Annotated in this window: 18 protein-coding genes; 7 read left to right on the top strand and 11 right to left on the bottom strand. The window is 72.2% G+C overall.

What is annotated here, in order from left to right:
• Positions 1 to 18: 18 nt before the first annotated feature.
• Positions 19 to 192, bottom strand: coding sequence for a hypothetical protein (locus tag ACH4U8_RS09590; RefSeq protein WP_395776568.1), 174 nt, complete (start codon positions 190 to 192; stop codon positions 19 to 21).
• Positions 193 to 544: 352 nt separating this feature from the next.
• On the opposite strand from ACH4U8_RS09590, the gene ACH4U8_RS09585 reads away from it, so the two are divergent.
• Together ACH4U8_RS09585 and ACH4U8_RS09580 are read left to right on the top strand one after the other, a co-directional pair.
• The gene (locus tag ACH4U8_RS09585; RefSeq protein ID WP_395776566.1) at positions 545 to 1,192 is read left to right on the top strand and encodes an ankyrin repeat domain-containing protein; all 648 of its coding nucleotides are present in this window, start codon (positions 545 to 547) and stop codon (positions 1,190 to 1,192) included.
• Positions 1,189 to 2,343, top strand: coding sequence for a hypothetical protein (locus ACH4U8_RS09580; RefSeq protein ID WP_395776564.1), 1,155 nt, complete (start codon positions 1,189 to 1,191; stop codon positions 2,341 to 2,343). The genes ACH4U8_RS09585 and ACH4U8_RS09580 overlap by 4 nt, the downstream gene beginning before the upstream one ends.
• A 76-nt stretch (positions 2,344 to 2,419) precedes the next feature.
• Here ACH4U8_RS09580 and ACH4U8_RS09575 read toward each other — a convergent pair whose 3' ends face one another.
• From ACH4U8_RS09575 to ACH4U8_RS09565, 3 genes are all read right to left on the bottom strand, one after another.
• Complete coding sequence (locus tag ACH4U8_RS09575; protein WP_395776562.1) at positions 2,420 to 4,255, bottom strand: ABC transporter ATP-binding protein; 1,836 nt, start codon at positions 4,253 to 4,255, stop codon at positions 2,420 to 2,422.
• Positions 4,242 to 6,128, bottom strand: coding sequence for an ABC transporter ATP-binding protein (locus ACH4U8_RS09570; protein ID WP_395776560.1), 1,887 nt, complete (start codon positions 6,126 to 6,128; stop codon positions 4,242 to 4,244). Before ACH4U8_RS09570 ends, ACH4U8_RS09575 begins: the two co-directional genes overlap by 14 nt.
• An 83-nt stretch (positions 6,129 to 6,211) precedes the next feature.
• A complete protein-coding gene (locus tag ACH4U8_RS09565; protein ID WP_395776558.1) occupies positions 6,212 to 7,417 on the bottom strand; it encodes a Dyp-type peroxidase in 1,206 nt (401 codons plus the stop codon).
• Here ACH4U8_RS09565 and ACH4U8_RS09560 point away from each other — a divergent pair.
• Positions 7,416 to 8,822, top strand: coding sequence for a right-handed parallel beta-helix repeat-containing protein (locus tag ACH4U8_RS09560; RefSeq protein ID WP_360316080.1), 1,407 nt, complete (start codon positions 7,416 to 7,418; stop codon positions 8,820 to 8,822). The two genes, ACH4U8_RS09565 and ACH4U8_RS09560, sit on opposite strands and share 2 nt — an antisense overlap.
• Positions 8,823 to 8,930: 108 nt before the next feature.
• Here ACH4U8_RS09560 and ACH4U8_RS09555 read toward each other — a convergent pair whose 3' ends face one another.
• From ACH4U8_RS09555 to ACH4U8_RS09540, 4 genes are all read right to left on the bottom strand, one after another.
• Positions 8,931 to 9,713 carry a hypothetical protein gene (locus ACH4U8_RS09555; protein ID WP_395776556.1) on the bottom strand — a complete coding sequence of 261 codons (783 nt, stop codon included), beginning with the start codon at positions 9,711 to 9,713 and terminating at the stop codon, positions 8,931 to 8,933.
• A 149-nt stretch (positions 9,714 to 9,862) separates the two neighbouring features.
• The gene (locus ACH4U8_RS09550; RefSeq protein WP_395776554.1) at positions 9,863 to 12,526 is read right to left on the bottom strand and encodes an SdrD B-like domain-containing protein; all 2,664 of its coding nucleotides are present in this window, start codon (positions 12,524 to 12,526) and stop codon (positions 9,863 to 9,865) included.
• Positions 12,527 to 13,046: 520 nt separating this feature from the next.
• Positions 13,047 to 13,715: an alpha/beta hydrolase family protein gene (locus ACH4U8_RS09545; RefSeq protein ID WP_360321926.1), complete on the bottom strand. Its 669-nt coding sequence runs from the start codon at positions 13,713 to 13,715 to the stop codon at positions 13,047 to 13,049.
• An 84-nt stretch (positions 13,716 to 13,799) separates the two neighbouring features.
• Positions 13,800 to 14,246 (bottom strand): dihydrofolate reductase family protein, encoded by a 447-nt coding sequence (locus ACH4U8_RS09540; protein WP_395776552.1) that lies wholly within the window; start codon positions 14,244 to 14,246, stop codon positions 13,800 to 13,802.
• Positions 14,247 to 14,411: 165 nt separating this feature from the next.
• Between ACH4U8_RS09540 and ACH4U8_RS09535 the strand changes: the two genes are divergently transcribed.
• Positions 14,412 to 15,290, top strand: coding sequence for a LysR family transcriptional regulator (locus ACH4U8_RS09535; RefSeq protein WP_360321932.1), 879 nt, complete (start codon positions 14,412 to 14,414; stop codon positions 15,288 to 15,290).
• Positions 15,291 to 15,523: 233 nt separating this feature from the next.
• On the opposite strand, the gene ACH4U8_RS09530 is transcribed toward ACH4U8_RS09535, so the two are convergent.
• Positions 15,524 to 15,739: a hypothetical protein gene (locus ACH4U8_RS09530; RefSeq protein WP_395776550.1), complete on the bottom strand. Its 216-nt coding sequence runs from the start codon at positions 15,737 to 15,739 to the stop codon at positions 15,524 to 15,526.
• A gap of 304 nt (positions 15,740 to 16,043) precedes the next feature.
• Positions 16,044 to 17,045 (bottom strand): alpha/beta hydrolase-fold protein, encoded by a 1,002-nt coding sequence (locus ACH4U8_RS09525; protein WP_360321938.1) that lies wholly within the window; start codon positions 17,043 to 17,045, stop codon positions 16,044 to 16,046.
• 578 nt (positions 17,046 to 17,623) lie between these two features.
• Between ACH4U8_RS09525 and ACH4U8_RS09520 the strand changes: the two genes are divergently transcribed.
• The 3 genes from ACH4U8_RS09520 (at position 17,624) to ACH4U8_RS09510 (ending at position 21,832) form a co-directional block, all read left to right on the top strand.
• Positions 17,624 to 18,124 carry a hypothetical protein gene (locus ACH4U8_RS09520; RefSeq protein WP_395776548.1) on the top strand — a complete coding sequence of 167 codons (501 nt, stop codon included), beginning with the start codon at positions 17,624 to 17,626 and terminating at the stop codon, positions 18,122 to 18,124.
• 53 nt (positions 18,125 to 18,177) lie between these two features.
• A complete protein-coding gene (secD, locus tag ACH4U8_RS09515; RefSeq protein WP_395776546.1) occupies positions 18,178 to 20,502 on the top strand; it encodes a protein translocase subunit SecD in 2,325 nt (774 codons plus the stop codon).
• A 742-nt stretch (positions 20,503 to 21,244) separates the two neighbouring features.
• Positions 21,245 to 21,832 (top strand): histidine phosphatase family protein, encoded by a 588-nt coding sequence (locus tag ACH4U8_RS09510; RefSeq protein ID WP_395776544.1) that lies wholly within the window; start codon positions 21,245 to 21,247, stop codon positions 21,830 to 21,832.
• A 96-nt stretch (positions 21,833 to 21,928) separates the two neighbouring features.
• Here the strand turns inward: ACH4U8_RS09510 and ACH4U8_RS09505 are convergent, their stop codons facing one another.
• Positions 21,929 to 23,173, bottom strand: a complete 1,245-nt coding sequence (locus ACH4U8_RS09505) for a methyltransferase domain-containing protein (RefSeq protein ID WP_395776542.1) — start codon at positions 23,171 to 23,173, stop codon at positions 21,929 to 21,931.
• Positions 23,174 to 23,320 lie beyond the last annotated feature (147 nt).

The raw sequence follows: 23,320 nt of genomic DNA, 5'->3' as shown, positions 1-23,320 counted from the left end.
GGACCCCGCCGACCCGGGTCAGCCGGTGCGGTGACCGTCCCGGACGATGGCTCCCCCCTGGACGACCAGGGGCATCTGCCGGGCGGGGTCGGCCAGTACGGCGAGATCCTGCCGCGGATCGGCGGCCAGGACGACGAGGTCGGCGCGGGCGCCGATCGCCAGGGTGCCGATCTCGCCCTCCCGGTCGAGCAACCGGGCGTGCTCAGTTCGTCGCGGGCGGCGGTGCGGACCGCGTCCACGCCGTCGGCGATGCGGGAGTCGGCGACGCAGCACGGGTGGTCGCGGAACGCGTCGAGCAGGGCGGCGAACTCCTCGGCGGGGGTGCGGTGGCCGGGCGTGGGGTGGTGGAGGCGTGCCGGTGTGCCGAGCGGGGCGGCCGGGGTTGTTCGGCGCGGGCGGCGTGGCGGGTGGGCGTGGGATCGGCCGATCGGATGATCTCGCCGTCCACCATTCGTCGCCGTCGGACCGGTCGGGGCGCCGACGCCGGGGCGGGGGTGGCGGCGCAGGATGGGGGTTGCCGTCCCGCCTCGTGAAGGAGATCGTGATGACCGACCGCCCCCTGTCCCCGGCCGACCGGGCCCTGTCGGATGCCGTCGACCGCGGTGACCTCGACGCCGTGCGCGCGGCGTCGGCCGCCGGTGCCGACCTCGGGGCGCGGGACGCCGCCGGTCGCACTCCGCTGTTGCGCGCCGCCCTCGCCGACCGGGTCGCCGTCGCCGCGCTGCTGGTGGAGGCCGGGGCCGACGTCAACGCCCAGGACGCCCGGCTGGACAGTCCGTGGCTGGTCACCGGGGTGACCGGCAGCGTGCCGATGATGCGTGCCCTGCTGCCCGGCCGGCCGGACGTCGCCCTGCGCAACCGGTTCGGCGGGGTGTCCGTGATCCCGGCCGCCGAGCGCGGCCACGTCGAGTACGTCCGCGCCGTCCTCGCCGAGACCGACATCGACGTCGACCACGTCAACGACCTCGGCTGGACCGCCCTGCTGGAGGCCGTGATCCTCGGCGACGGCGGGCTCGCCCACCGCGAGGTGGTGGACGTCCTGCTCGCCCACGGGGCCGACCCCCTGCTGCCCGACGGCGACGACGTCACCGCCCGTGTCCACGCCGAACGCCGCGGCTTCCGGGAGATCGCCGCCGCCTTGCGGGCCGCCGAGGCCGTGCGGGCCGACGACTCCCACCCGGACCGACCGTGAACGCCCGGGCCACGGCCGGCCGCGCCGGTGTGCTCGCCGCGCTCGCCGCCGTCCTGCTCGCCGGCTGCGCCGCGTCCCCGCCCGCACGCGCTCCGGCGCCGTCGCCCGCCCCGGCCGCGCCCTTCGCGGCCTCGGCCCCGGCCGTCGCGCCCGTGCCGGGTTCGCCGTCCACCACCCTGCTCGTCACCGACTTCGGCGCCGACACCGTCACCTTCGTCGACCCGTCCCGCCCCGGCCCCGCCGCCGCCCTCGGCTCGGTCCGCGTCGGCACCGCCCCCTACGGGCTCGCCGTCGCCCCCGACGGCACCGCGTGGGTGGCCACCGCCGAGGGCGTCGCCGTCGTCGACACCCGCACCCGTACCCGCACCGCGCTCATCCCGTACACCACCCGCACCGGCCGCGTCACCACCGGCGAGTACCGGGGCGGCGGCATGGGCATCGCCCTGTCCCCCGACGGCACCCGGGTCTACGTCGGCGTCAACGTGCCCGGCGGCAACGGCTTCCTGGAGGTCGTCGACACCGCCGGCCGTACGGTCGCCCGGGTCGTCCCGGTCGGCCGTCGCCCCTTCGACGTGGACGTCTCCGCCGACGGCCGCCACGTGTACGTCACCGACCACGACTCCTTCGACGTCACCACCGTCGCCACCGCCGACTGGGCCACCCGGCGGATCGAGGTCGCCCCGTACGGCACCCGCGGCGGCCTCGGCTCGTGGCTCAAGCCCCACTACACCGCCGTCCGCCCCGTCGACGGCGCCCTGCTGCTCCCCTTCGAGGGCGAGCGCCTCGCCGTCGTCGACCCGGCGACCGGCCGGGTCACCATCGAGCCGATGACCGCCAACGCCCACCAGCACGGCGTCACCGTCGCCCCCGACGGCACCCTCTACGTCGTCGCCACCGGCCCGATCGACTCCGACGTCGACGCCGGTCCCTCGCTCACCATCCGCGCCCCCGACGGGAGCGAACGGGTCGTCCCGCTCGACGGCCCGCACGAGAGCGTCACCCTGTCCCGCGACGGCCGCGTCGCGTACGTCTCCGGCGGCTTCACCCGCGACGGCGGCTGGGACGGCCTCACCCTGGTCGACACCGCCACCGGCGCCACCACCCGCCTGCCCGTCGGCCGACTCCCGCTGACGGTCGCCGTCCTGCCGTGAACCCGAGCGAACCGGGCGTGTCGGATTCCGGGTCGGCGCCGGGGTGGTGGTCACCCGCGCGGCCTCGGCCGGTCCGTCAGGCGTCCTCCCCCCGATCGCCACCGAGGCGATATCCCGCGCGGTACGACGACTCCTGGATGCCGTACAGCTCGGCGTACGGGCCGCCCCGGGCGAGCAGTTCCTCGTGTGTGCCGTGCTCGGCCACCCGGGTGCCGTCCAGGACCACGATGAGGTCGGCCATCCGCACCGTGGAGAACCGGTGCGAGACCAGGAGGGTGATCCGCCCGATCGAGGCATTCTCCGGGGCGTGGGCCGCCTGCGCGTATCGCTCGAACAACGTGTGCTCGGTCTCGGCGTCCAGCGCGGACGTCGGTTCGTCCAGGATCAGCAACACGGGAGCGTCGCGCATGAAGCCGCGGGCGAGGGCGATCTTCTGCCACTGACCGTGCGAGAGATCGGTGCCCTGCTCCCAGGTCGGCCCGAGCTGCGTGTCCAGGCCGTGGTCCAGCTTCGCCACCACGTCGTCGGCGCCCGCGCGATCGACGGCCGTTCGCACGGCCGACGAGTCCTCGATCCTGGGCAGATCGCCCACGCCCACCGATTGCCGCACCGGATACTCGAACCGGAAGAAGTCCTGGAAGGCCCCGGCCAATCGCTCCCGCCAGTCGGCCGTAGGGATCCGGCGCAGGTCCGTGCCGTCCACCGTGATGCTCCCCTCGGTGGGCACGTGGAAGCCGCACAGGAGTTTGACCAGGGTCGACTTGCCGGCCCCGTTCTCCCCGACGATGGCGATCGTCTTCCCCGCCGGGAGGTCGAGGGTGACTCGGTCCAGGACCAGCCGCTCGGTTCCGGGGTACCGGAAGGACACCCCCTCGAACCGGATGCCGTCGGTCAGTCGCCCGGGCGCGGGCAGATCGGCCTCGGCCCGGGCCGCCCGGGCGTAGTCCTCCAGCCAGGCCAGGCGCCGCGAGACGTCGAGCCAGATGGCGCGGAAGAACCGGGTCTGAGTGACCGTGTGGTCGACGTAGTGCGACAGACGACTGCCCGCTGCCAGCACCAGTGTCACGTCGCCGGCCGCCGAGACCCCGCCCTCGGCGAGGTACGCCACGGCCGCGATGAAACTCACGCCGAACAGGGCCTGGGCGGCGGCCTGCCAGGCCGCCGAGGTCCAGCGCGCCCGGGCCAGTGGCACATACCGCCGCCGCCAGGACTGTCGATGGCTCTCGCGCAACCAGTCCTGGACACCGGCGACGCGCAGTTCCTTCCCGGCGCCCGCCGAGGTCCCCAGCACGAACAGGTGCCGGGCCCGCCGCTCGTGCCGGGCCCCGGCCTCCTCGGCGGTCTTCTCCACACCGGAACGCCAGTGGGAGACCAGCACGCCCGGGACGGCGAAGACGCCGAGCAGGACGAGCCTCGGATCGACCGAGATCAACACCGCGAGGGTGAAGGCCAGCCGGATCAGCGCGCCGAGGCCGGCGAAGAGCTGTTGGTAGAGCATGCTCAGTGCGTCGGCGTGATCGCGCAGCACGGACAACCGGTCCAGGTGGTCGGTGCGTTCGTGGTGTTCGGTCGTGGCGATCGAGGACTGCAACCGAGCGACATGCGACTCGACCACCACCGCGGCCCGGTCCGCGAAGCGGCGGTTGGCCCGGTCGCCGACGACGTTGAGCAGCCAGTCGGCAGTGGCCAGCACGCCCACGAACACCACGGCGAACGCGACCCGACCGTCGTCGCCGGCGAGCACGCCGTCGACGAGCACCGCCAGCCCCACCGCGAACAGCGCGTCCGGGGCCGCGGCGGCGACGCTGCCGGCGAACGCCACCACGATCAGGCCGGGACCGGCCCGGTAGCCCATCCGCAGGGAACGGAACAGGGCCGTCGCGGAGGACGGCAACCGGTCAGCCGACGACATCGGGCTCCTCCGCGACGAATCGGGACGCCTGCAGGTCGAACATCCGGCGGTAGCGCCCGTCCACCAGGGCCATGAGTTCGTCGTGGGTGCCCAGTTCCGCGACCCGGCCCGCCTCCAGCACACAGATGCGGTCCGCGTGCCGCACGGTGGAGAAGCGATGCGAGATCAACAGCGTGGTGCACCCGCGGGTCGCCCCGAGGATGCGGTCGAAGATCTCGGCCTCGCCCCTGACGTCCAATTGCGCGGTGGGCTCGTCCAGGACGACGACACCCGCACCCTGGCGCACGGCGCACAACGCGCGCGCGACCGCCACCCGCTGCCACTGGCCGCCGGACAGCTCCGTGCCGTCGTCGTACCCGCGGGCCAGAATCGTGTCCAAGTCCGCGACCCCGGCGGCGCCCGCGTCGAACAACGCCGCCTCGATCGTCTCGTCCGGGGCGCCCAGCGGCGCCACGTTCACCCGCAGCGGCATCTCGTAGTGGACGAAGTCCTGGAACACCGCGGTCACCCGACGCCGCCACGACCGCACGTCCAGCTCCCGCAGATCGACGCCGTCGGCCTCGACGGCCCCGCGCGTCGGTTCGTACAACCCGCACACCAGCTTGGCCAGCGTGGTCTTGCCCGCCCCGTTCAGGCCGACCACCGCCAGCGACGTGCCCGCCTCGATGGTCAGGTCGAGCCCGTCGAGCACCGGCCGGTCGGCCCCCGGGTAGGTGAACCCGACCTGCCGGAAACGCAGGGCCGTGCGCGGCAGTGCGTCCGCGCTCCGCTCGCCCGTGGTCAGTCGCCCGGCCTCGGCCATCTCCGTCTCCAATGCGAGCACCGCCGCCACCGAGTGCGCGGCCGGCGGCAACGCCCAGCTCAGACCACCGAAAGCCAGCGCGCTCACACCCGCCGTAGCCTGGGCGAACAGGACCACTTCACCGATGCCGACACTGCCGGCGACCGCGTCGTGGGCCAACGACCACAGCAGCAGGCCATTGGCCGCCACCAGCACGAGGATCGTGCGGCCGAGCGGTTTGCGCCGCAACTGCGTTGCCTGCCACCGCAGGTCGACCAGCCGTCGCCGACTGCGGGTGAACCGGGCCACCGTCCAATCGCTCAGCCCGAACAGCCGCAGTTCCTTCGCCGCCGGCGAGTCCACGGCCTGCCGGTAGGCGTATTCGGCCTGCCGCCGGGCGTCCAGGACCTCACCGTCGTCGCGATCCCCCCAGACGCTGCTCTCGCGCAGCAGCCAGTGCGTCGACGCCCAGGCCCCGCCCACCAACAGCGGGGCCCACCAGGCGTAGGCGGCGAGCACGGCGGCCTGGCCGAGACCGGCCACCACCTCCACCAGCCCGCCGGCGATGATGCCCAGCGACAGGTGCATGGGAGGCCCGGCGATGCCCAGGTCGAAATCACGCGCGCCGGTGAGCCGGTCCGTCAGTTCCCGCGATTCGAGATGGGTCACGCCGGGCGGTCCGGTCGTGGCGACCAACAGTCGATCGTGCAACCAACAGGACAGCCGCTCACCGAGGTTGGCCCCCACCTGGGCGTGCAGGGGGCCCAGCAGTTGCACCGTCACGAACACCAGGCCCGCGGCGATCAAGGGCCCGTGCGGCGACCTGTCCTGGTCGACGGCCGTCACCGTCGCCGCGACGGTGACCGTGAACAGGGCGGGCAGTACACCCCGCGCCACGATCAGCACCCACCACGCGGCGGTGATGCCCGGGGACGCGCGGGGCAACACGGAGAAGAACTTCCACTCCTCACGGCTCCGGACCCGATCGGCGAAGGACCTGAACGGCGAAGCCGCGGACACGGCGTCGGCTTGTTTCGGGCGCACGAAAGAGACCTTCCGGTACAGGAGTTCGGGGGCCAGGGCATTGTCCACGACGACTCGCTCGACGGGGTCCACCGGGACTCACCGGGATCCACCCGGATCCGACCCCCGAACGCCCGCACGGGGAGCCGGTGTTACCTCCAGAGTTGTTCGCCCAGGGTTCCGCCCGGGTTGATGCCCGGAAGCACGTAGGCCACCGCCGAGGCCCGGTGTTCGATGAAGGGGATCAGCGCGTCGCGGGTGGCCAGGCGGTTTTGTACACGGGTGAACAGGGCGGGGTCGCGCATGAACGCGCAGAACAGCAGCCCTCGGTCGTCCGGTCCGTCGTCGTAGTTGTAGCTGCGGCGGAGCATCCGGGCGCCTCCGTCGAGGCGGGGGCTGCTGAGCCGGACGTGGGCCGTCACGGGGATGATGTAGGCGCCGTCCGCGTGCTTGGCGTAGATGTCCGGATCATCGTGTTCGGCGGTGCCGGTGAGCGGGACGCCGTCACCGATGCGGCGGCCGATCATCTTGTTCTGCCGGTCCTCGGGGATTGCCGCGAAACCGGCGACGTCCATGTGGATTCTGCGGTACACCAGGATGGTTCCGTGCTCGTGGGCTCCCGGTGGGCCCCAGACCCAGCGCCCTGCGGCCGTGTCGTCGGGGTTGGCGGTGCCGTCCTTGAAGCCGAAGAGGTTTCGCGGCGTGACGCCGGGGGCGGTGTGGGGCAGGAAGCCGGATTGGGTCCAGCGCGGGACGGCGCCGGCGGACTGCGCGGCGGTGGCGGCCAGTTCGGCGACCACGGTCAGTGTCCAGCGGTCGGCGGCGCACAGTTGGAGCAGTAGGTCGCCGTTGCCGCGGGCCGCATCCAGGCGATCGTCGGGGAAGGCCGGCAGGTCGGCCAGTTCGGCGGGCACGTTCAGGGCGAGCCGGGACGCGAGCGCGGGGCCGACGCCGACGACGCACGCGAGTCGGGTCGTCTCTCCGGTGTGCAGACGCGGATCGGGCAGCGTGCCGGCGGCCGCGCCGGAGAGGGTGCCGGTCAGCGCGGCGAGGACGTTGCGCAGGGTCTCGCGGTCCGCGGCGACGGACCTCGGCGGAAGATCGAAGGACAACATCTGCGTGGCGGGCAACTGCGGCCCCGTCACCCCGGCTTGGCGCAGGCCGTGAAAGCGGATCGCCGCCGGCGAGGCGCCGGACCCGGTACCGCGGCCTTGCGGCCGAGCGTGGTTCGCCACCGGCTCCGCCGCCGCGCCGACCGCTGCGGCCAGCGCCGCTCCGGTCGCGAACAGGGCTCTGCGTCCCAATCCGGACGTGGCGGGTCGCGCCGGCTCCTGCGGGCTCTTCGGTTCGGTGTGCATGCGCGATATTGCAGACGATAGAACACCTGTCATGCAACTCTTGTCTCTTCCACGCCTGTTGCCCCGCCCGACGACTCGGCCCGCCGCCCTCCGGACGAGAACGCCGCGACGCCTGTCGCTGCTGCTGGTCGGTGTCGCGGTGGCGCTCGCGGGTTGCTCGTCGACGGATTCCCCGTCGTCCGACGACCGGCACCCGGCCGGGAACGTGGTTCGGGTACCGCAGGACTTCCGCACGGTACAGAAGGCGGTGGACGTCGCTCGCGAGGGCGACACGGTGCTGGTCGACCCCGGCGTGTACCGCGAGAGCGTGCGGGTCGCCACGCCGCGCGTGGTGCTGCGCGGCACCGACCGCAACACGGTGGTCTTCGACGGCGGTGTGCGGCTCGCCAATGGCATCACCGTCACCGGTGCCGGCTCGGTGGTGGAGAACCTCACCGTCCGCGGCTACCTCGCCAACGGCGTGCTGTTCACCGGCGTCACCGACGAGCGCCTGCAACAGCGCGGCGCCGGCGGCTCGGCCTACAATCCGCTGGACACCACCCGCTTCCCGATGGTGCAGGGGTTTCGGGCCACCAAGGTGACGGCGTACAACAACGGGCTCTACGGCATCTACGCGTTCGACGCGCGCGGCGGGATCATCGAGGACTCCTACGCTTCCGGACAGGCCGATTCCGGTATCTACGTCGGCCAGTGCAAGCCGTGCGACACGCTGGTGCGCGGCAACACGGTGGAGCGCAACGCGGTGGGCATCGAGATCACCAATGCCTCGGAGGGCCTGTCGGTACTCGGCAATCGTGTCGTCGGCAACCGCGTCGGAGTGACGGTGAACTCCAACGACCTGGAGGCGCTCGCGCCGCAACACGGCGCGGTGATCGCCGGCAACGTGGTCGCCGACAACAACGCCTCGGACTCGCCCGAACAGGCCGACGGAGGCTTCGGGATCGGCATCGGCATCGGTGGCGGCCAGGAGAATCGCATCGCGCGCAACCTCGTCCGGGGCAATCGCTCGGCCGGGGTCGTGGTCACCGACCCGGCCGGGCATCCGGCCGTCGGCAACCGCGTCGAAGGCAACCGCGTCACGGACAACGGCGTCGACCTGGTGACGGCCTCGACCGACCCCGGCAACTGCTTCACCGGCAACTCGCCCACGACACAGAGCCCGAACGGTCTGGAGGACCTCGCCGGGTGCGCCGTCACCCCGCGCCGGGCCGTCCCGGCGGGCCGGATCGTCCATGTCCAGCCGCCGCCCGGCGTCGCGTTCCACGCCGTGCCCGCCCCGCCCGCCCAACCCTCGATGCCCGACCCCATGGCACCCGGCCGGCCGGCGACGGACCTGCCCGGGACGGTCGACCCCGACCGCTACGCCCTGCCGACCGGCACCACCGCGATGCCCCAGCCACGCTGAGCGCGGCCGGCGTGCGCCGGGGCGGGTCGACCGGGCCGCTCGGCAGGCGGGTCGGGATGTCACGAAGCCCGATCGGCCGTCGGGGGGCCGCACCGCCCTCGGCGCACGTCAGCCGGCGATCCACGGCGCCTCGGGCATCCGCGCCTTGTCGTCGCGCCCGGCGATCTCGACGGTCGTCGGGGTGCCCAGGCCCGGCATGCGCATCGTCGCGCGTCGCAGCGTGCCGTCGCCGTCGACCCAGTACGTCAGCGGCGAGAGTTTGCCGTCGGTCGCGTCCTGGGCGCGCGGACCGGAGAACCTGTCGTACCTCCGGTCCTGGATACGATCGTGACCCAGCCAGCGTGCCCCGGACTGCGCCAACAGCAGCGGGTTGTCGGGCCGGTCGGCTCCGAGTTGGATCAGCAACCTGAGTCCGGAGTCCAGGGGGTCGGCGGTGTAGGCCCGCGACGACCAGCCCTGGCGGGGGATGTGCTCGGCCTGCTGCCACGCCGGACCGTCCACGCCTGCCGGCACCGGCGCCAGGCCCAGACCGGCGCCGTCCCAGACGATCAGGCCGCGGTCGAGTTGGCCGGCGGCTCCGGTGACCTGGTAGCCGCCCACGGCCCGGCGCGTGCGGTAGTCCACGACCGCCTCGACGCGGATCGTGACCCCGCCGCCCTCGGCCGCGGTGAGGGCCACCGCGACCGGACTGGCCTGATACAACGTCAGCCGCGACGCCGCCAGGCGGGACGCCTCGTCGACGGTCACCGCCCGGTCCGGGTCATCGCTGTCGGAGAGCGCCCGGTAGCCGACCAGGCCACCGACCGCGGCTCCGCACAACGCGACCGCCGCCAGGATCGAGAACCAGAGCCTGCGTCGCGGCACGCGGTCGCCGATCTTCTTCCGGACCATGCGGATGCCTTCCCTCACGTCGGTCAAAAACTCGGGCGGGTTCGCGGACCATCGGTCCGCGAACCCGCCCGATCCGGCTCGGTCGGCGGTCGGGGGTCGGCAATCCGCGCCGGCCTCCTACCGCCTACCGCCTTCCGTCGTACCCGGAGCTACCGCTGCCGGGCTTCACGCCTGCGGAACAGCACCAGTCCCCCGCCACCGAGAGCGATCAACGCCGCGGAAACGGCGAAGGTCAACGGCAGGTTCCCCGCCAGGCCGGTGCGTGCCAGTGGCGACGACGAACCGCCGTGGTTGCCACCCGAGGTACCCGGTGTGGCGGACGCCGTCGGCGTGCTCGTCGTGGTCGGCGGCGGTGTGGTCGGCAGCCGTCGGTTGACCGCCGTGACGGAGACCCCGGCGTCGAGGTTCTCCGCGTTCAGCACCAACGGGCCGAGCACCGGTTTCTCCGGAGGGGCGTAGCCCTCGGGAGGGCTGACCTCCCGCCAGTAGTACGTCCCCGGCAGCACGTCGCGTTTGCAACCGCCGTCGGTCCCGGTCGTGCAGGGTTCGCCGACCTTGGTGTCGGGGGTCGCCCCCTCGACCTGCAAGCCTTCGGTCCCGTTCGAATCCCTCCACAATTCGAACTTCGCTCCGGCCAGCGGTTTTTCGTCCTGATCGTGCTTGACCAGGCGTACCGCACCTTCCTGTTGACGGAATCCGAAGTCGAACGTGTGATCGTTCTCGCCCGGTCCGCCGGTCGTCAACGCCCGTTCCGGATAACGTCCACCGGTCGGGACCTTGCCCTTGGAGTCCACGAAGCGGTTGTCGCCGACACCCTCGTCGGTCGGCACCCACTGGTACAGCGGCCCGTTCGGGGCGTAGTCGGCCGGGTTGTCGATCCGGATCGTGTACTTGGTCTTCGGCTTCAGACCACCGGTGACGTTCGAGTCGTCGAAGTAGTACTCACCGCGCGGTGACGTCTTCGTCGTCCCGACCACCTTGCCCGACTCGTCGTAGAGGTTGACGGTGGCGCCCGGAACCGGACGCTGACCCGGGCGCTGAATGCCCTTGCGCTCGGGGTCGTACCAGACCCGGTTGCCGATCTGGAGCGGCGCCTGGTCGCAGAGCACCTCCAGGTCGCCCATCGAGGCGCCCTTGCCGAAGGAGGCGTTCCCCTCGGTGTTCAAGCGCAGACCCGCGGCGGGCTGCCGCGTTCCGTCACGCTTGGTGAACATGGTGCCGGCGCCCCACGCCGTGTCGATGGGGTCGACACCGGCGGTCGCGACGAACTCCTCCACCTTCGACAGTGCGAGGCCGGCGTAGGCCGCGTTCGGGTGGCCGTTGTTCATGGTGTTGACGTTGAAGAACCTGGTTCCGCGCACCGTCTTCCCACAGCCGGTGTTCGTGTCCATGACGTACACGCCGTTGGCCGGGCACGCCTTGTTCAGGTCGCCGCCGGCCACCATCGCGATGGCGGTCGTCGGGTCCCCGGCCCTCGCGTAGGCCGTCGTCCGGTCGGTGAACCGGTCGCGGAACGCCAGCAACATCGAGCCGTCGGTCTCGAAGGCGAGGTCGGCCAACTCCGGTTCGGGGTTGGCCATGGCGCCTGCGCACGTCTGCCCGTTCTGCTGGGTCGGGAACGTGTCCGTCCACGGGAACCAACTCGCCCCGCCGCAGGGCCCGCCGAGCGTGGCCTGACGCGGGTAGTCCAAGGGCTGATTCAGCACGGCCTTGGTGAAGGCACCCGTCGCCGGGTCGAACGGCAGGACCACGGCACGCAGGTCCGAGACCTTCCCGGTCGATTCGCCCGAGCAGACACCGCCGACGTATCCGACGCCGTCCTGCAGACCCAGGCCGAACGGACGCCAGTCGCCCGGCGCGGGGCAGCCCGGGTCCGGGATCGCGTACGAGGCCACCGGCGCCGTCGCGGTCGCCGAAGTGGCGTCGTAGCGGTACAGCTTGCGGTTTTGGAGGTTGACGACGAACAGGTCGCGGCCGTCGTCGGAGACCTCCAGGTCGCCCAGACTCTCCTTGCCGGGAGCGGCAAGGAAGGCGTTGTCACTGGCGCCCGCGCCGTGCGCCGAGGTGCCGGCGTCCGGAACGGTGGTGAACAGTGACGTCTTCTTCGTGGTGACGTCGGTGACGTAGATCCCGCCGGCGCCGCCGGGGCCGTACGTCGTGTCGCGCTTGGCCAGTGCCGAGCTGAACAGTCGCTTTCCGGGCTTGTTCCAGCCGATGCCGTAGAGGTTGCCGGTCTCGGCGTTCGTGGACAGGTCCGTCACGTTCGTGTTGACGCCGCGTGCATTGTACGGGAATGTCACCAAAGTCCGCTTGGACGTCGGTTCGTTCGTCGCGGGCTGGCATGCGGTCGCCAGCGGCGCGTTCTTCTGGCAGTAGTCGCCTGGGCTCCACAGGCCCGTCGTGTACGCGACCTTCTTGCCACCGGTGAGGTCGACGAACTCCTCGTTGCTGCTGAGCTGGTTCGGCGCACCGTCCAGGCCCTGTCGCGACGCGAACGCCGGGAAGAGCACACCCGGCTTCGGGTTCACGACCTGGACCCGGTACTTGCCGGCAGTCGACCCGGCCGTGCCGGGCGCCAGCGTGACGGTGCCGTCGGCGGCCGTCACGCCGGTGACCTTGACGCCGTCGTCATTGGTGAGTGTCACCGTGACGCCGCCCATGCCCGGCTCCAGGGCAGGACTCCACACACCGGTGGTGTCGACGGCCCGTACCACCCGGACCGTTACGGAGCCGTCGTCGGTCTGCGAATACGCCGGCGACGCCGCCAGCGCGAAACCGCCGAACCCCACGGCGAGCGCCGCGAGACTGCCCATGGTACGACGCGCGCGTAAGGCCGACCGCAGTCGGCCCGGCAAGTACGCCGCGCCGTCCGTCTGTTCACTTGAAGGTGTCATACCCACTCTCATCATCTGAAAGGGCCCGATGCGCGACCCTGCGGGGAACGCCACGGATCCGCCGTGACCCGCCTCGTTGGCCGAAGCCTAGAGGGGATTTTGGCAAGTGCGGTACGACAAAGCCAAGTTGACGTTGGAGCGATTTCCCCTTCGACCTCCGTGGGCACGTCGCGCTCGTTGCCAAGCCGATAAGACGAGGATTACGAACGCGCATTCGCATGGCGGTCCGCGCGAGCGACGCCCCGACGCCGACCGCGCGCCGCCGCACCGAGGGAACGAGGTCACGGCACGAACCGCCCGGGGTGCCCTCGGCCCGTTCGGCGAAGGCACCCCGGCGGTCGTCCCTGGCGAAGCCGAGCGCACCACGGCCCGTTTCGGCGACCCGGGTTCAGGACCGCGCCCGGGTCCAGGGCGGTGCGGCTTCACCCGATCGATCGGGTCACGCCGCGTCGAGAAGGATTTTCAGCAGGTCGTCCGGGGCGTCCCGCATGACGTTGTGGCCGGACGAGACGGGGTGCACGTGCCAGGTGGGGTCTTCCGCCAGTCGCCGCCGAACCTCGTCGAACGGCGACGCTCCGTCCCAGCCCGTCGCGTACACGAAGTCCCGGCGCTCGAACCGATCGAGGCCGCCTTCGAGTCGTACCACCTGCATCAGCGAGGCCAGCGGGTGCGGCGTGGCCCGCGCGTCGAAGAAGGGCAGGGGCTCGCAGGAGTAGCCGTCGCGGCCGACACCACGCAGGTACCACTCGCGCTCCCGGTCGTTGACCAGGGACCAGCAGGATTCCCCATCGCCCGGCACCAGGGCGTCGACGTAGACGAGCCCGCGCACCCGGTCCGGGGCCCGGTCGGCGGCACCGGTGATCACCATGCCGCCGTAGCTGTGGCCGACGAGCACGGCATCGGTGATCTGCTCGTCCGCCAGGAGGTTCAGCACGTCGCGGATGTGCGTGTCGAGGTTGACCGAGGCGGCAAGCAGATGCTTTCGGTCGCCGACACCGGTCAGGGTCAACGGATAGGCGTCATGGCCGTGCTCGCGGAGCCGCCGGGCCAGGGGTTGGAACGTCCAGGCGCCGTGCCAGGCGCCGGGAACGAGGACGAAGGTGGTCATCGGTTGCCTCCTCGTACGGAATGGATGCGGTGATCGCACATGGTGCGGGTGGTGCTTTCGGCGGTCGGGCCGCCCGAAGATGGGTCAGCCGGGACGGTAATGCAGGTGGACCACGCCGAGGGGCGATCGCGTCGAGCCCACCAGGGTGAGCGGGATCCGGTTGTCCTCGGCGGCGAACAGCCGCTGTCCCGAACCCAGGACGACGGGGAGAACCAACAGATGGAGATCGTCGACGAGTCCGGCCCGCAACAGCGAACGGGTGAGCGTGACGCTGCCGGAGACGTCGATGTCCTTGCCCGGCCGACGCTTGAACTCGCCGAGCGCGACCGCAAGATCCTCGTCCAGGACGACGGAGCCGTCCCAGCCGGTCGTGCCCCGGGGGACCGCGTACGAACGACCGTCGACGGACGGAGGCGGCGCCGGATCCGGCGCCTGCACGACGACGCCGTCCAAGGACACGTGATGTGTCGCCAGGATTCGGCGAGCCGACGACCGGGCCTCCTCGGGATTTCCGGTGGACCCCGTGGACATGCGTTCACTCCGAGCGGTCACAGCGGTGCGAGCGCGCAGGGAACCGGTCCGGTCGGGACCATCCTCGCGCTTCGATGACGTGATCGACCCAACCGCGCCGCACCGTCCGCCATCAAGGCACAATGGGCGCACGGTTGTTTAGCGGAATTCAAAAACGGGGCCGACGTGCTGGAGCGGGTGGAGGTCGAGTCGTTTCTGGTGTTGGCCGAGGAGTTGCATTTCGGACGTGCGGCGCAGCGCCTGGGACTGACCACCGGACGCGTCAGCCAGACCATCAAGAAGCTCGAACGCCGCGTCGGTGCACCGCTGTTCGAGCGCACCACCCGTCAGGTGGCACTGACCCCGTTGGGGCGGACGCTCGCCGACGAGCTCACGCCCCTCGTGGCCGGCATGGACGCCGCGCTGCACCGCGCCGTCGACGCCGCCCGAGGCGTCACGGGTGTGCTCCGGGCCGGTTTTCTCGGGGCGGCGGCCGGGCAACTCCTGTTGAAGGCCATCACGGTGTTCGGCGCTCGCCATCCCGACTGCGAGGTACGCATCCACGAGACCCAGGTCCACGACGCCATGCCCAGGCTGCACGGCGGCGAGATCGACGTCCTCATCACGGCCCTGCCGGTATCCGGGGTGGCCGCGGGGCCCGTCCTCCTGGAGGAGACCCGGGTATTGGCGACACCCGCCGATCCCACCTGGACGGCCCGCACGTCCGTGTCCGTGGAGATCCTTGCCGAGCAACCCGTGATCCAGATGTCCGCCACGATGCCCCGGGAACTGCGCAGCGACCGCTCCCCTCTGCACACCCCCGCGGGTCGGCCCATCCCGAAGGGCCCGACGGCCGACACCTTCCCCGAAGCCCTGGCCCTGGTGGCCTCGGGCCGCGGAGTCTTCCCGGTCGGTGCGCACGCCGCACGTTTCTACCCGCGCCCCGACATCGCCTACGTACCCTTCCACGACGCCCCGCCCGTCCGCTGGGGGCCGGTCCGGCTGCACACCAACGACACGGCCCGCGTCCGGGCCTTCATCCGGGCCGCCGAAGACGCATCCTGACGCCCGCCCGACCACACACCACGCACACCTCGTCGAACCGGCCGGCTCCACCGTCGGGAACACCGCCGGCTCACCCGACGTCCCCGTCGAAAGCGTCGGCGGCTCGCGCACGCCACCGCCGACCCCGACGTGCGTTCGTCGACCCGCCGACGGTTTCACCGTCGCCACCTCACCCGAGGTCGGATCCCCGAAACGGTCCACCCATCGTCAACGGATGGATCGAGGCATCGCGCTCACATCAGGACGCCGATCAGCACGGCCGTCAGCGTGGTGATCGCCAGGACGAACAGGCCGCCGCAGCCGCTCCCGGAGTTCTTCTTCGACCGCCTCGATCCTCCGGGTCGTCTGCCGCCGCCGTGTTTGGCGCAGTAGCGCTCCCCCGGCCGGGCGTTGTTGCCGCAGGTCTTCCCGCCCCTGCTGCCCTTCGTCGACCTCTGGCAGCCACCCATGAATCGTCCCCCTTCGACCGTCGGTCACCCCATGTTGTCGAACCGTCGCGCGGCGTGTGGGGTTTCCCGGGAATGGACGATCGCAATGGGCCGAGGGAGCGCAGGACCGCGTGGCGGGGCGGTGGGAGCACCTCGCCGATGGACCCGGGCCCCGTCCGCACCACCCGGGCCCTCGACACCTCCGACCACACCACGGTCCAGAGCCCGTTGCGGCCGCGCCGAATCCGCAGAGCGCGGCCGGACCATCCGTGGCACCCGACGGGATCACCGACGGCATCCGAAATGCGCGGCGCGGCCGATCTCGCTAGGACGCCGGGCGAAGGTGGGCGACGATGCCGTCGAGGTCCTCGGCGAGCAGGTGCCAGCGGAGGGTGTGGCCGCCCGGGACCTCGTGGGCCGTGTACGCAATGCCCGCCTGGTCGAGGAGGCCGCGGAACTCGCGCTGCCCGTCGAGTACGTGGGACTCCTGGAAGGCGCTGAACCACGGGATGTTCTCCGCGCCCGTGCCGGCCACCATGAAGATCCGCTTGTTCTGGTAGCTGGGGATGCGCTCGACGGCGTTGTCGGCGCTGACGCGCGCCTCGTTCCACAGCGGGACGCCGTAGATGGTGCCGCCGCCCAGCTCGATGGCGGCCGAGGAGGCGTTGGCCCAGTGGCCGACGGCACCGCCGTTGAGGCGGAGGCTGGGCGGACCCGAGTGGGCGCTGACCGAGGCGAAGTGGCCGTAGTACTTGGCCGCGTACTTGAGCGCGCCGAAGCCGCCCATCGAGTAGCCGGCCACCGCCCGCCCGGCGTACTCCGCGTGGGTCCGGAAGTTCGCCTCGATCCACGGCAGGAGCTGCGTCATGTGGAAGGTCTCCCAGTTGCGGGGACCGACGAACGAGGTGACCGGGTTGGAGTACCAGCCCGCGCCGCCGCCGTCCGGCATCACGACGATGATCGGTTTGCCGGCGGTGAGATCCCGGATGCCGCCGGGAACGTCGAAGTTGCGGAAGTCCGCGCCGGTGCCGCCGCCGTGGAACAGGTACACGACGGGGTAGCTCAGACCACTGGTGGCATAGCCGTCCGGCAGCAGCACGTTGACGCCGGGGCCGGTGGTCCAGCCGATCTGGCTGGTCTTGAAGCGGTAGTACTTCAGGCGGGGGTCGCTTTCGTTGCTGTCGATGATGTGCAGCCCGAAACCGTCGCCGGCCGCGTGGGCCGCCGAGGCGCCCGCGAGGATGCCCGCGCCGCCGAGTGCTGCTGCTGCGGACAGGCCGCCGGCGGCCTTCAGAATGCTGCGCCGGGTGGGCTGAGACTCGGTCATGGCGTCCCCCGTGTTCGATGTGGGTTGCGGATGCGGCCTGTGGGCGTGCGACTCTCGCCGTACCGCGCGGGTCGGCGTGGGTGAGCGAGAGGGCGGCGCGGGACGACCGACCACCCCTTGCGTGGCGGTTGGTTACATCCTGTGCGCGTCGATCACACACCAGTCATCTTCAATCGTCAATGCCGAATCGAGTTAAGTTTTAAAGGCGTTCGCCGCCCGAACTCCCGTACGCACAAGGGCTACACGTGTCACCGCCGACCGACCTCGACCACGACGCGCCGGGCCCGCCACACCGGCCATAACGCCCGGAATCAGCCGTTATCTCGCGAATCGGCCGGCGGGCCGGACCGGTGGCCGAAAGCCGCAACCACGCGGCCCAATCTCCCCCCTCGCCTCTATCCGTCGTCCCGCGACCCACCCCGGTGCGCCGGAACGCGCCCGATCCCACCGCCCCCGCAGGTCGGGTGAGCCGGTGGATACGGGTGGCGGGAACTCGGGACGGTCGGCCCGGCGTTGCGACTGTGAACCGGGTCGTGCCCCACATCGGCGTGGGAACGACGCAGACCGAGGAGGGCGCGATGATCCGGCGACACGCCGTCGCTCGTCGTCCCCTCGCCGGCTCCCCCGCCTCGCGCCGCAGCGCCAATCCCCCCGCTCGCCGGGGCTACCGGCGCGGCAGTTGGCTCGGGGCGTTGCTCGCGATCGCCCTCGCACTGCTCGGCGCGGTGGCTTCGCCCGCGTCCGCGCGCGCGATCACCGCACCCGATCCGGACCGCGTCTCGGTCGCCGCGCACACCACCGCCGATCCGGGGCATCTGCGCGACGTCGCCGACGAGGCGACCCGCGATGTGCGACGCGGCCCGCCGGCACCGTTCGCCGCCCGCGAGTTGCCGCACGAGCGGCACCACCTCCACCACCACTCGCACGACGCGGGGCTCGCGGGACACGCCTTCGTCCTCGTGCCACCCGCAGGGCACCGAACCTGCGCCCCCACCGCCCACGCCAACCCCGCGCTGCCCCGTTTCGTGCTCCCGCCGGGTCGCGCTCCACCGTCTCCCCGGGCTCCAGACCGTCCCTGAGTCCGATCGCCGCGCGCCGACCATCGGCCGCGGCGCATCCGTGGAGACCACCCTTGTCACGTGCCACCAAGGTGCGGGCGTTGTTCGCCCTCGCCATCCTCGTCATGTCCACCTACATCGCCGCCACGGTGCCGCCACGCCTGGGCCTCGACCTGCGCGGCGGCACCCAGATCGTCCTGGAGACCCGGGACTCGCCCACCGCGAAGGCCGACCGCGACGCCACCGACCGAGCCCTGGAGGTGCTGCGTCGCCGAGTCGACGCGCTCGGCGTCTCCGAACCCGGCCTGGTCCGCTCCGGCGACCGACGGATCATCGTCGAACTGCCCGGCGTGCAGGATCCGCGCCGCGCCGCCGAGGTGCTCGGCCGTACCGCACAACTCACCTTCCATCCCGTTCTCGGACTCGCCGACGCGAGCGATGCCACCACCACACCCGACGCCGAGGGACGACAGGTACTGCCGGACGAGTCCGGCCAAATGCTGAGGCTGGACGCGACGCGGATGACCGGAGCCGACGTCGACCGGGCCGAGGCCCTCCTGGATCCGGCCGGCGGCGGCTGGCACGTCACCCTCGACCTGCGCGGCCGGGGCGAACGGGCCTGGGCCGAACTCACCGGGGACGCCGCGTGCGCGCCCGCCGGAACGCCCGCGCGGCGCGTGGCGATCGCCCTGGACGGCAAGGTCGTCTCGTCGCCCCAGGTCGACGCCTCGGTGGGCTGCGGCACCGGAATCCTCGGCGGATCCACCCGCATCACCGGCGACTTCGACAAGCGCGAGGCCCGCGAATTGGCGCTGCTGATCAACGGCGGCGCGCTGCCGGTGCCGGTCGAGACGGTGGAACACCGCACCGTGGGGCCCACGCTGGGCAAGCAGGCCGTCGAGGCGGGCACTTGGGCCGCGATCATCGGCGCCGCGGCGACCGCGCTGTTCATCGCGGGCGTGTACCGCCTGCTCGGCGTACTGGCCGCCGTGGCCCTGGCCGGCTACGGGCTGATCGCGTACGCCGCCCTGGTCGGCGTGGGCGCCACCCTCACGCTGCCCGGAATCGCCGGATTCGTACTGGCCGTCGGCATGGCGGTCGACGCCAACGTGCTGGTGTTCGAACGAGCCCGCGAGGAATACCTCGCCCGTACCAAACCGGCCCTGCGCCCGTCGCTGACCCGAGGCTTCCGCAACGCGTTCGGGGCCGTCGCCGACTCCAACATCACCACGCTGATCGCCGCCGGCCTGCTGTTCTTCCTGGCCACCGGCCCGGTACGCGGATTCGGGGTGACGCTGGGCATCGGCGTGCTCGCGTCGATGGTCAGCGCGCTGGTGGTCACCCGGGTCCTGGCCGAGTTCGCCGTGGGCCGGGCGGCGGTCCGACGCCGGCCCCGGATCAGCGGCATCGCGCACGCGGGCCCGGTGCGCGAGTGGCTGGCCCGACGCGATCCGCACCTGATGCGGCATCGCGGGCGCCTGCTCGCCGTCTCCGGCGTGCTGGCGCTGGGCCTGGCGGTGTCCGGTGTGGCGGTGCGCGGCGTCGACTTCGGCGTGGAGTTCACCGGCGGCCGGCTCGTGGAGTACTCGACCACGCAGTCGGTCGAGCCGGACCGGGCCCGGTCGGCACTGGCCGACGCCGGGTTCCCCAAGGCCGTCGTACAGACCTCGGGCGATCACGAACTGACCGTACGCACGGCAAAGCCGACCGAGGCCGAGGAGGCGCGGATCACCGCCACGATCGGCGAACTCGGCCGCGGCGCGGAGAAGGTGCGCGACGAGTTCATCGGACCGAGCCTGGGGGCGGAACTGCGGCTCAAGGCCATGATCGCCCTCGGGATCGCGCTCGCCGCCCAGATGGCCTACCTCGCGGTGCGGTTCCGCTGGACCTTCGGGCTGGCCGCGGTCGTCTCGCTGGCACACGACGTACTGATCCTGGTGGGCGTCTTCACGTGGCTGGGGCGCACCGTCGACGCGGTGTTCCTGGCCGCGCTGCTCACCGTGATCGGCTACTCGGTCAACGACTCCGTCGTCGTCTTCGACCGCATCCGCGAACTGCGCCGCACACCCGCGCCCGGCAAGCGCTCGCTCGCCCGGATCACCGACACGGCGGTGGTGCAGACCCTGCCGCGTACGGTCAACACCGGTTCCGGCGCGTTGTTCGTCCTGATCGCACTGGCGGTGTTGGGCGGCGACTCGCTGGCCGACTTCGCGCTGGCGCTGCTGATCGGCGTCGTGGCAGGCACCGTCTCCACGGTGAGCGTCGCCGCCCCGCTGGCCGTCGCGTTGGAGTCCCGCTCGACATCCGTGCCGCTGCGCGCGTCCCGACCCCGAAGCTCCACCGCCCGCGCCGGTCGCCGTCCCGACCACACATCCCACGACAACGGCGCACGCGTCTGATCCCACCCACCCGGCCACCGTGCCCACCCACCGACTCGCCGACGCAGCCCGTCCGGAGGCGCCGATGTGCCCGCCGGGCCGTCTCGCCTCCTACGGGCACGTCGAGCGCTTCGTCATGGTTGCCCCTTTCGCCCGCGCCTGCCGGCACCAGGCCCCGCGCCACCGCCCACCCTGATCCGGCAAGCCACGCCCGGCCATCCGTGAACGATGTCGGGTCCGGCTGGAGCACGGGCCCGAGGGCCCGGTCGCAAGGCGAGCCCGCTGTCACCCGCACTCGGGCGCCGGCGGCAACGCCGATTGCGACCGGGCCCGCCGGCCCCTACCCGGCGCCCCACCCGGTCGCCCTCGGACCACACAACAGGTCTTCGACGAGAACGCGACGCCCGACCCTCCCGACTCCGCCGCGCCGGAGCCCGACCCCGGCCGCCCTATCAGGATCGGGCCCCGCCCCGGTGGAATCGGTGGGGTGAATCGCCTCGCCCCTCGCACGCCGCGCCCGACCCGACAACGCCGCGTTCCGGACCGCCTACACCATCGGCATGTTGCGCCGACTCCCACAGGCGACGGGCGTCGCACTCCGCGACCAGGGGCGGAACGTACACGATCACCGCCGCACGTTCCGCCGTCGCGTCACGCTGCCGGGCGGCCGGCTGGAACCGTGGTTCCTCGGCAGTGTCCGTCCCGACGTCGTCCCGCTCCTGGTCAGGGCGAACGCACGCGTCATCGGATAGCGTGCACGGCCATGGGTGAGCTGATAGTGGTCCGACACGGCCAGACCGAGTGGAGCTTGTCGGGCCGACACGCAGGCCGAACCGACGTCCCACTGACCGAAGCGGGTGAGGCTGCGGCCAAGGCGCTCGCTCCCAGGCTGGCCCGGCGGTCCCTGGTCGCCGTGTTCAGCAGTCCGCTGGGTCGGGCGATGCGGACCGCCGAGCTGGCGGAACTGGCCGGCGCCGAGCCCGAACCCGACCTGGTGGAGTGGGACTACGGCGGCTACGAGGGCCTGACCTCGGAGCAGATCCAGGCGACGAGGCCGGGTTGGGACCTGTGGCGGGACGGTGTCCCGCCCGGCGACGCCGACCATCCCGGTGAGCAGCTCCGGCAGGTGGCCCTGCGCGTGGACGCGGTGCTGAACCGGATCCGCCCGCTGTTGGCCGACGGTGACGTCGCCGTCGTCGCCCACGGTCATCTGGCCCGCGTGCTCACCGTACGCCGGCTCGGCCTCGACGCCTCCGCCGGCCGGATGCTCGGCCATCCACATCCGGGCACACTCGGCTTCTTGACCACCGAGCACGGCCGTCCCGTCATCGCCGCATGGAACGTCCCTTAGCGGCAAGCCGGTTGCCACACCCCACCACCGGCGGGCCGCGCCACGAACAGGCCGGCCCGTCCGCGCCCGGCCCTTCGGGATGCGCGCCGGCCGGGTTCAAGGACGTGTGTCGGGGCGCTTGTCGGTGGTGGGCAGCGTGTTCGCGGGATCGTCCAGCCATGGGGTCTGGGTGCCGGGGGTGGCGGTGACGCCGAAGCGGGTGCGTTCGGGGCGGCCGTGCTCGATCCACCAGGCGAGGGCGGCCTCGATCTCGTCGAGGATCGGGCGGGGCCCGTGGGTCGCCGTTTCGAACACGTCGGCGCCCGGAGTGTGGTCCACGCAGACCCAGGAATGGGTGTCCGCGTCGACCAGCCACAGGGTGAACTCGCCGTCGCCGCCTCGCGCCGCACCCGCGGGGCGGCCGATCGAGCGCCGAACGCCGGGGACGAGGAGGCCCGTACAGAACGCGGCGTCGCGGTCGTCGACCAGGAGCCGGGGATCGAGGGTGGTGGTGCCGGGTGTGCCGAGGTCGTGTTCGCGGACGGTGTCCATCACGCCGCCGCGCACGCCCTGGCCGCGTTCCCACATGAACGCGGCGTCGCCCACCACCGGCCCCGATGCCCGTGGGCTACCGTCGGGATCCGTCGCGACATCCAGGGCGATCAGGACTCCGTTGTACAGGGCGCTCCCCCACGGGGTGACGATCCGGCCGCCGGGGCGCGTCTGGGCGATCCACGCGGGCGGGATCGTCTGGACCGAGAACGTCGACAACACCCGGTCGTAGGGCGCGTGTTCGGCACTGCCCCGGGTGCCGTCCCCGACGATCAGCCGGGGGCGGAGTCCCGCGCGATGCAGCGCGGCGCGGGCGTCGGCGGCGACGGCGGGGTCGAGTTCGACGGACACGACCGCCGCGTCGCCGAGTCGGGTGGCCAGCAGCGCGGCGGTGATGCCGACGCCGGTGCCGATCTCCAGGACGCGGTGTTCCTCGCGCACGTCGAGGTGGGCGAGCATGGAGGCGACCATCCGCGGCATGCTCGCGCTGCTGGTGGGGTGCAGCGAGAACTGCGGCGCGGCGGTGCCGTTCTCGACCTGGGTGATCAACGCGGTGTCGGTGTGCACAAGGCCGCGCCAGCGCATCGGGTCGTCGTGGCGATCCAGGCGGTGGTAGCCATCGGGAGCCGGCACCCAGACCCGGTCGGGCACGAACGCGGCGCGGTCCACACGCTTCCACGCATCGGCCCAGTCCGGGGTAAGCCACCCACCGGCCGTGAGCCCGGTTGCCGGCGCAACGGCATCGGGCACCATCGCCGCGTCGCCCGGCGCCGGGATGTCGGGGGCGTCAACGCCGGGAGGTGTACTCATTTCCCCGGCGGAGCGGGCGGATTCGGCTCCGCAGGCGGGATCGGCCGCCCAGGCTGCTGACCGTCACCCTCGATCGGATCATCCCCACCACGATGACGCCCGGGCATCGCCGCCTCCTACTCCTACCGAGCCGACAAGACCACCCAT

The sequence above is a fragment of the Embleya sp. NPDC020886 genome (assembly GCF_044333915.1).
Classification (GTDB): Bacteria; Actinomycetota; Actinomycetes; order Streptomycetales; family Streptomycetaceae; genus Embleya.
This window is presented reverse-complemented; position numbering and strand designations above follow the sequence as displayed.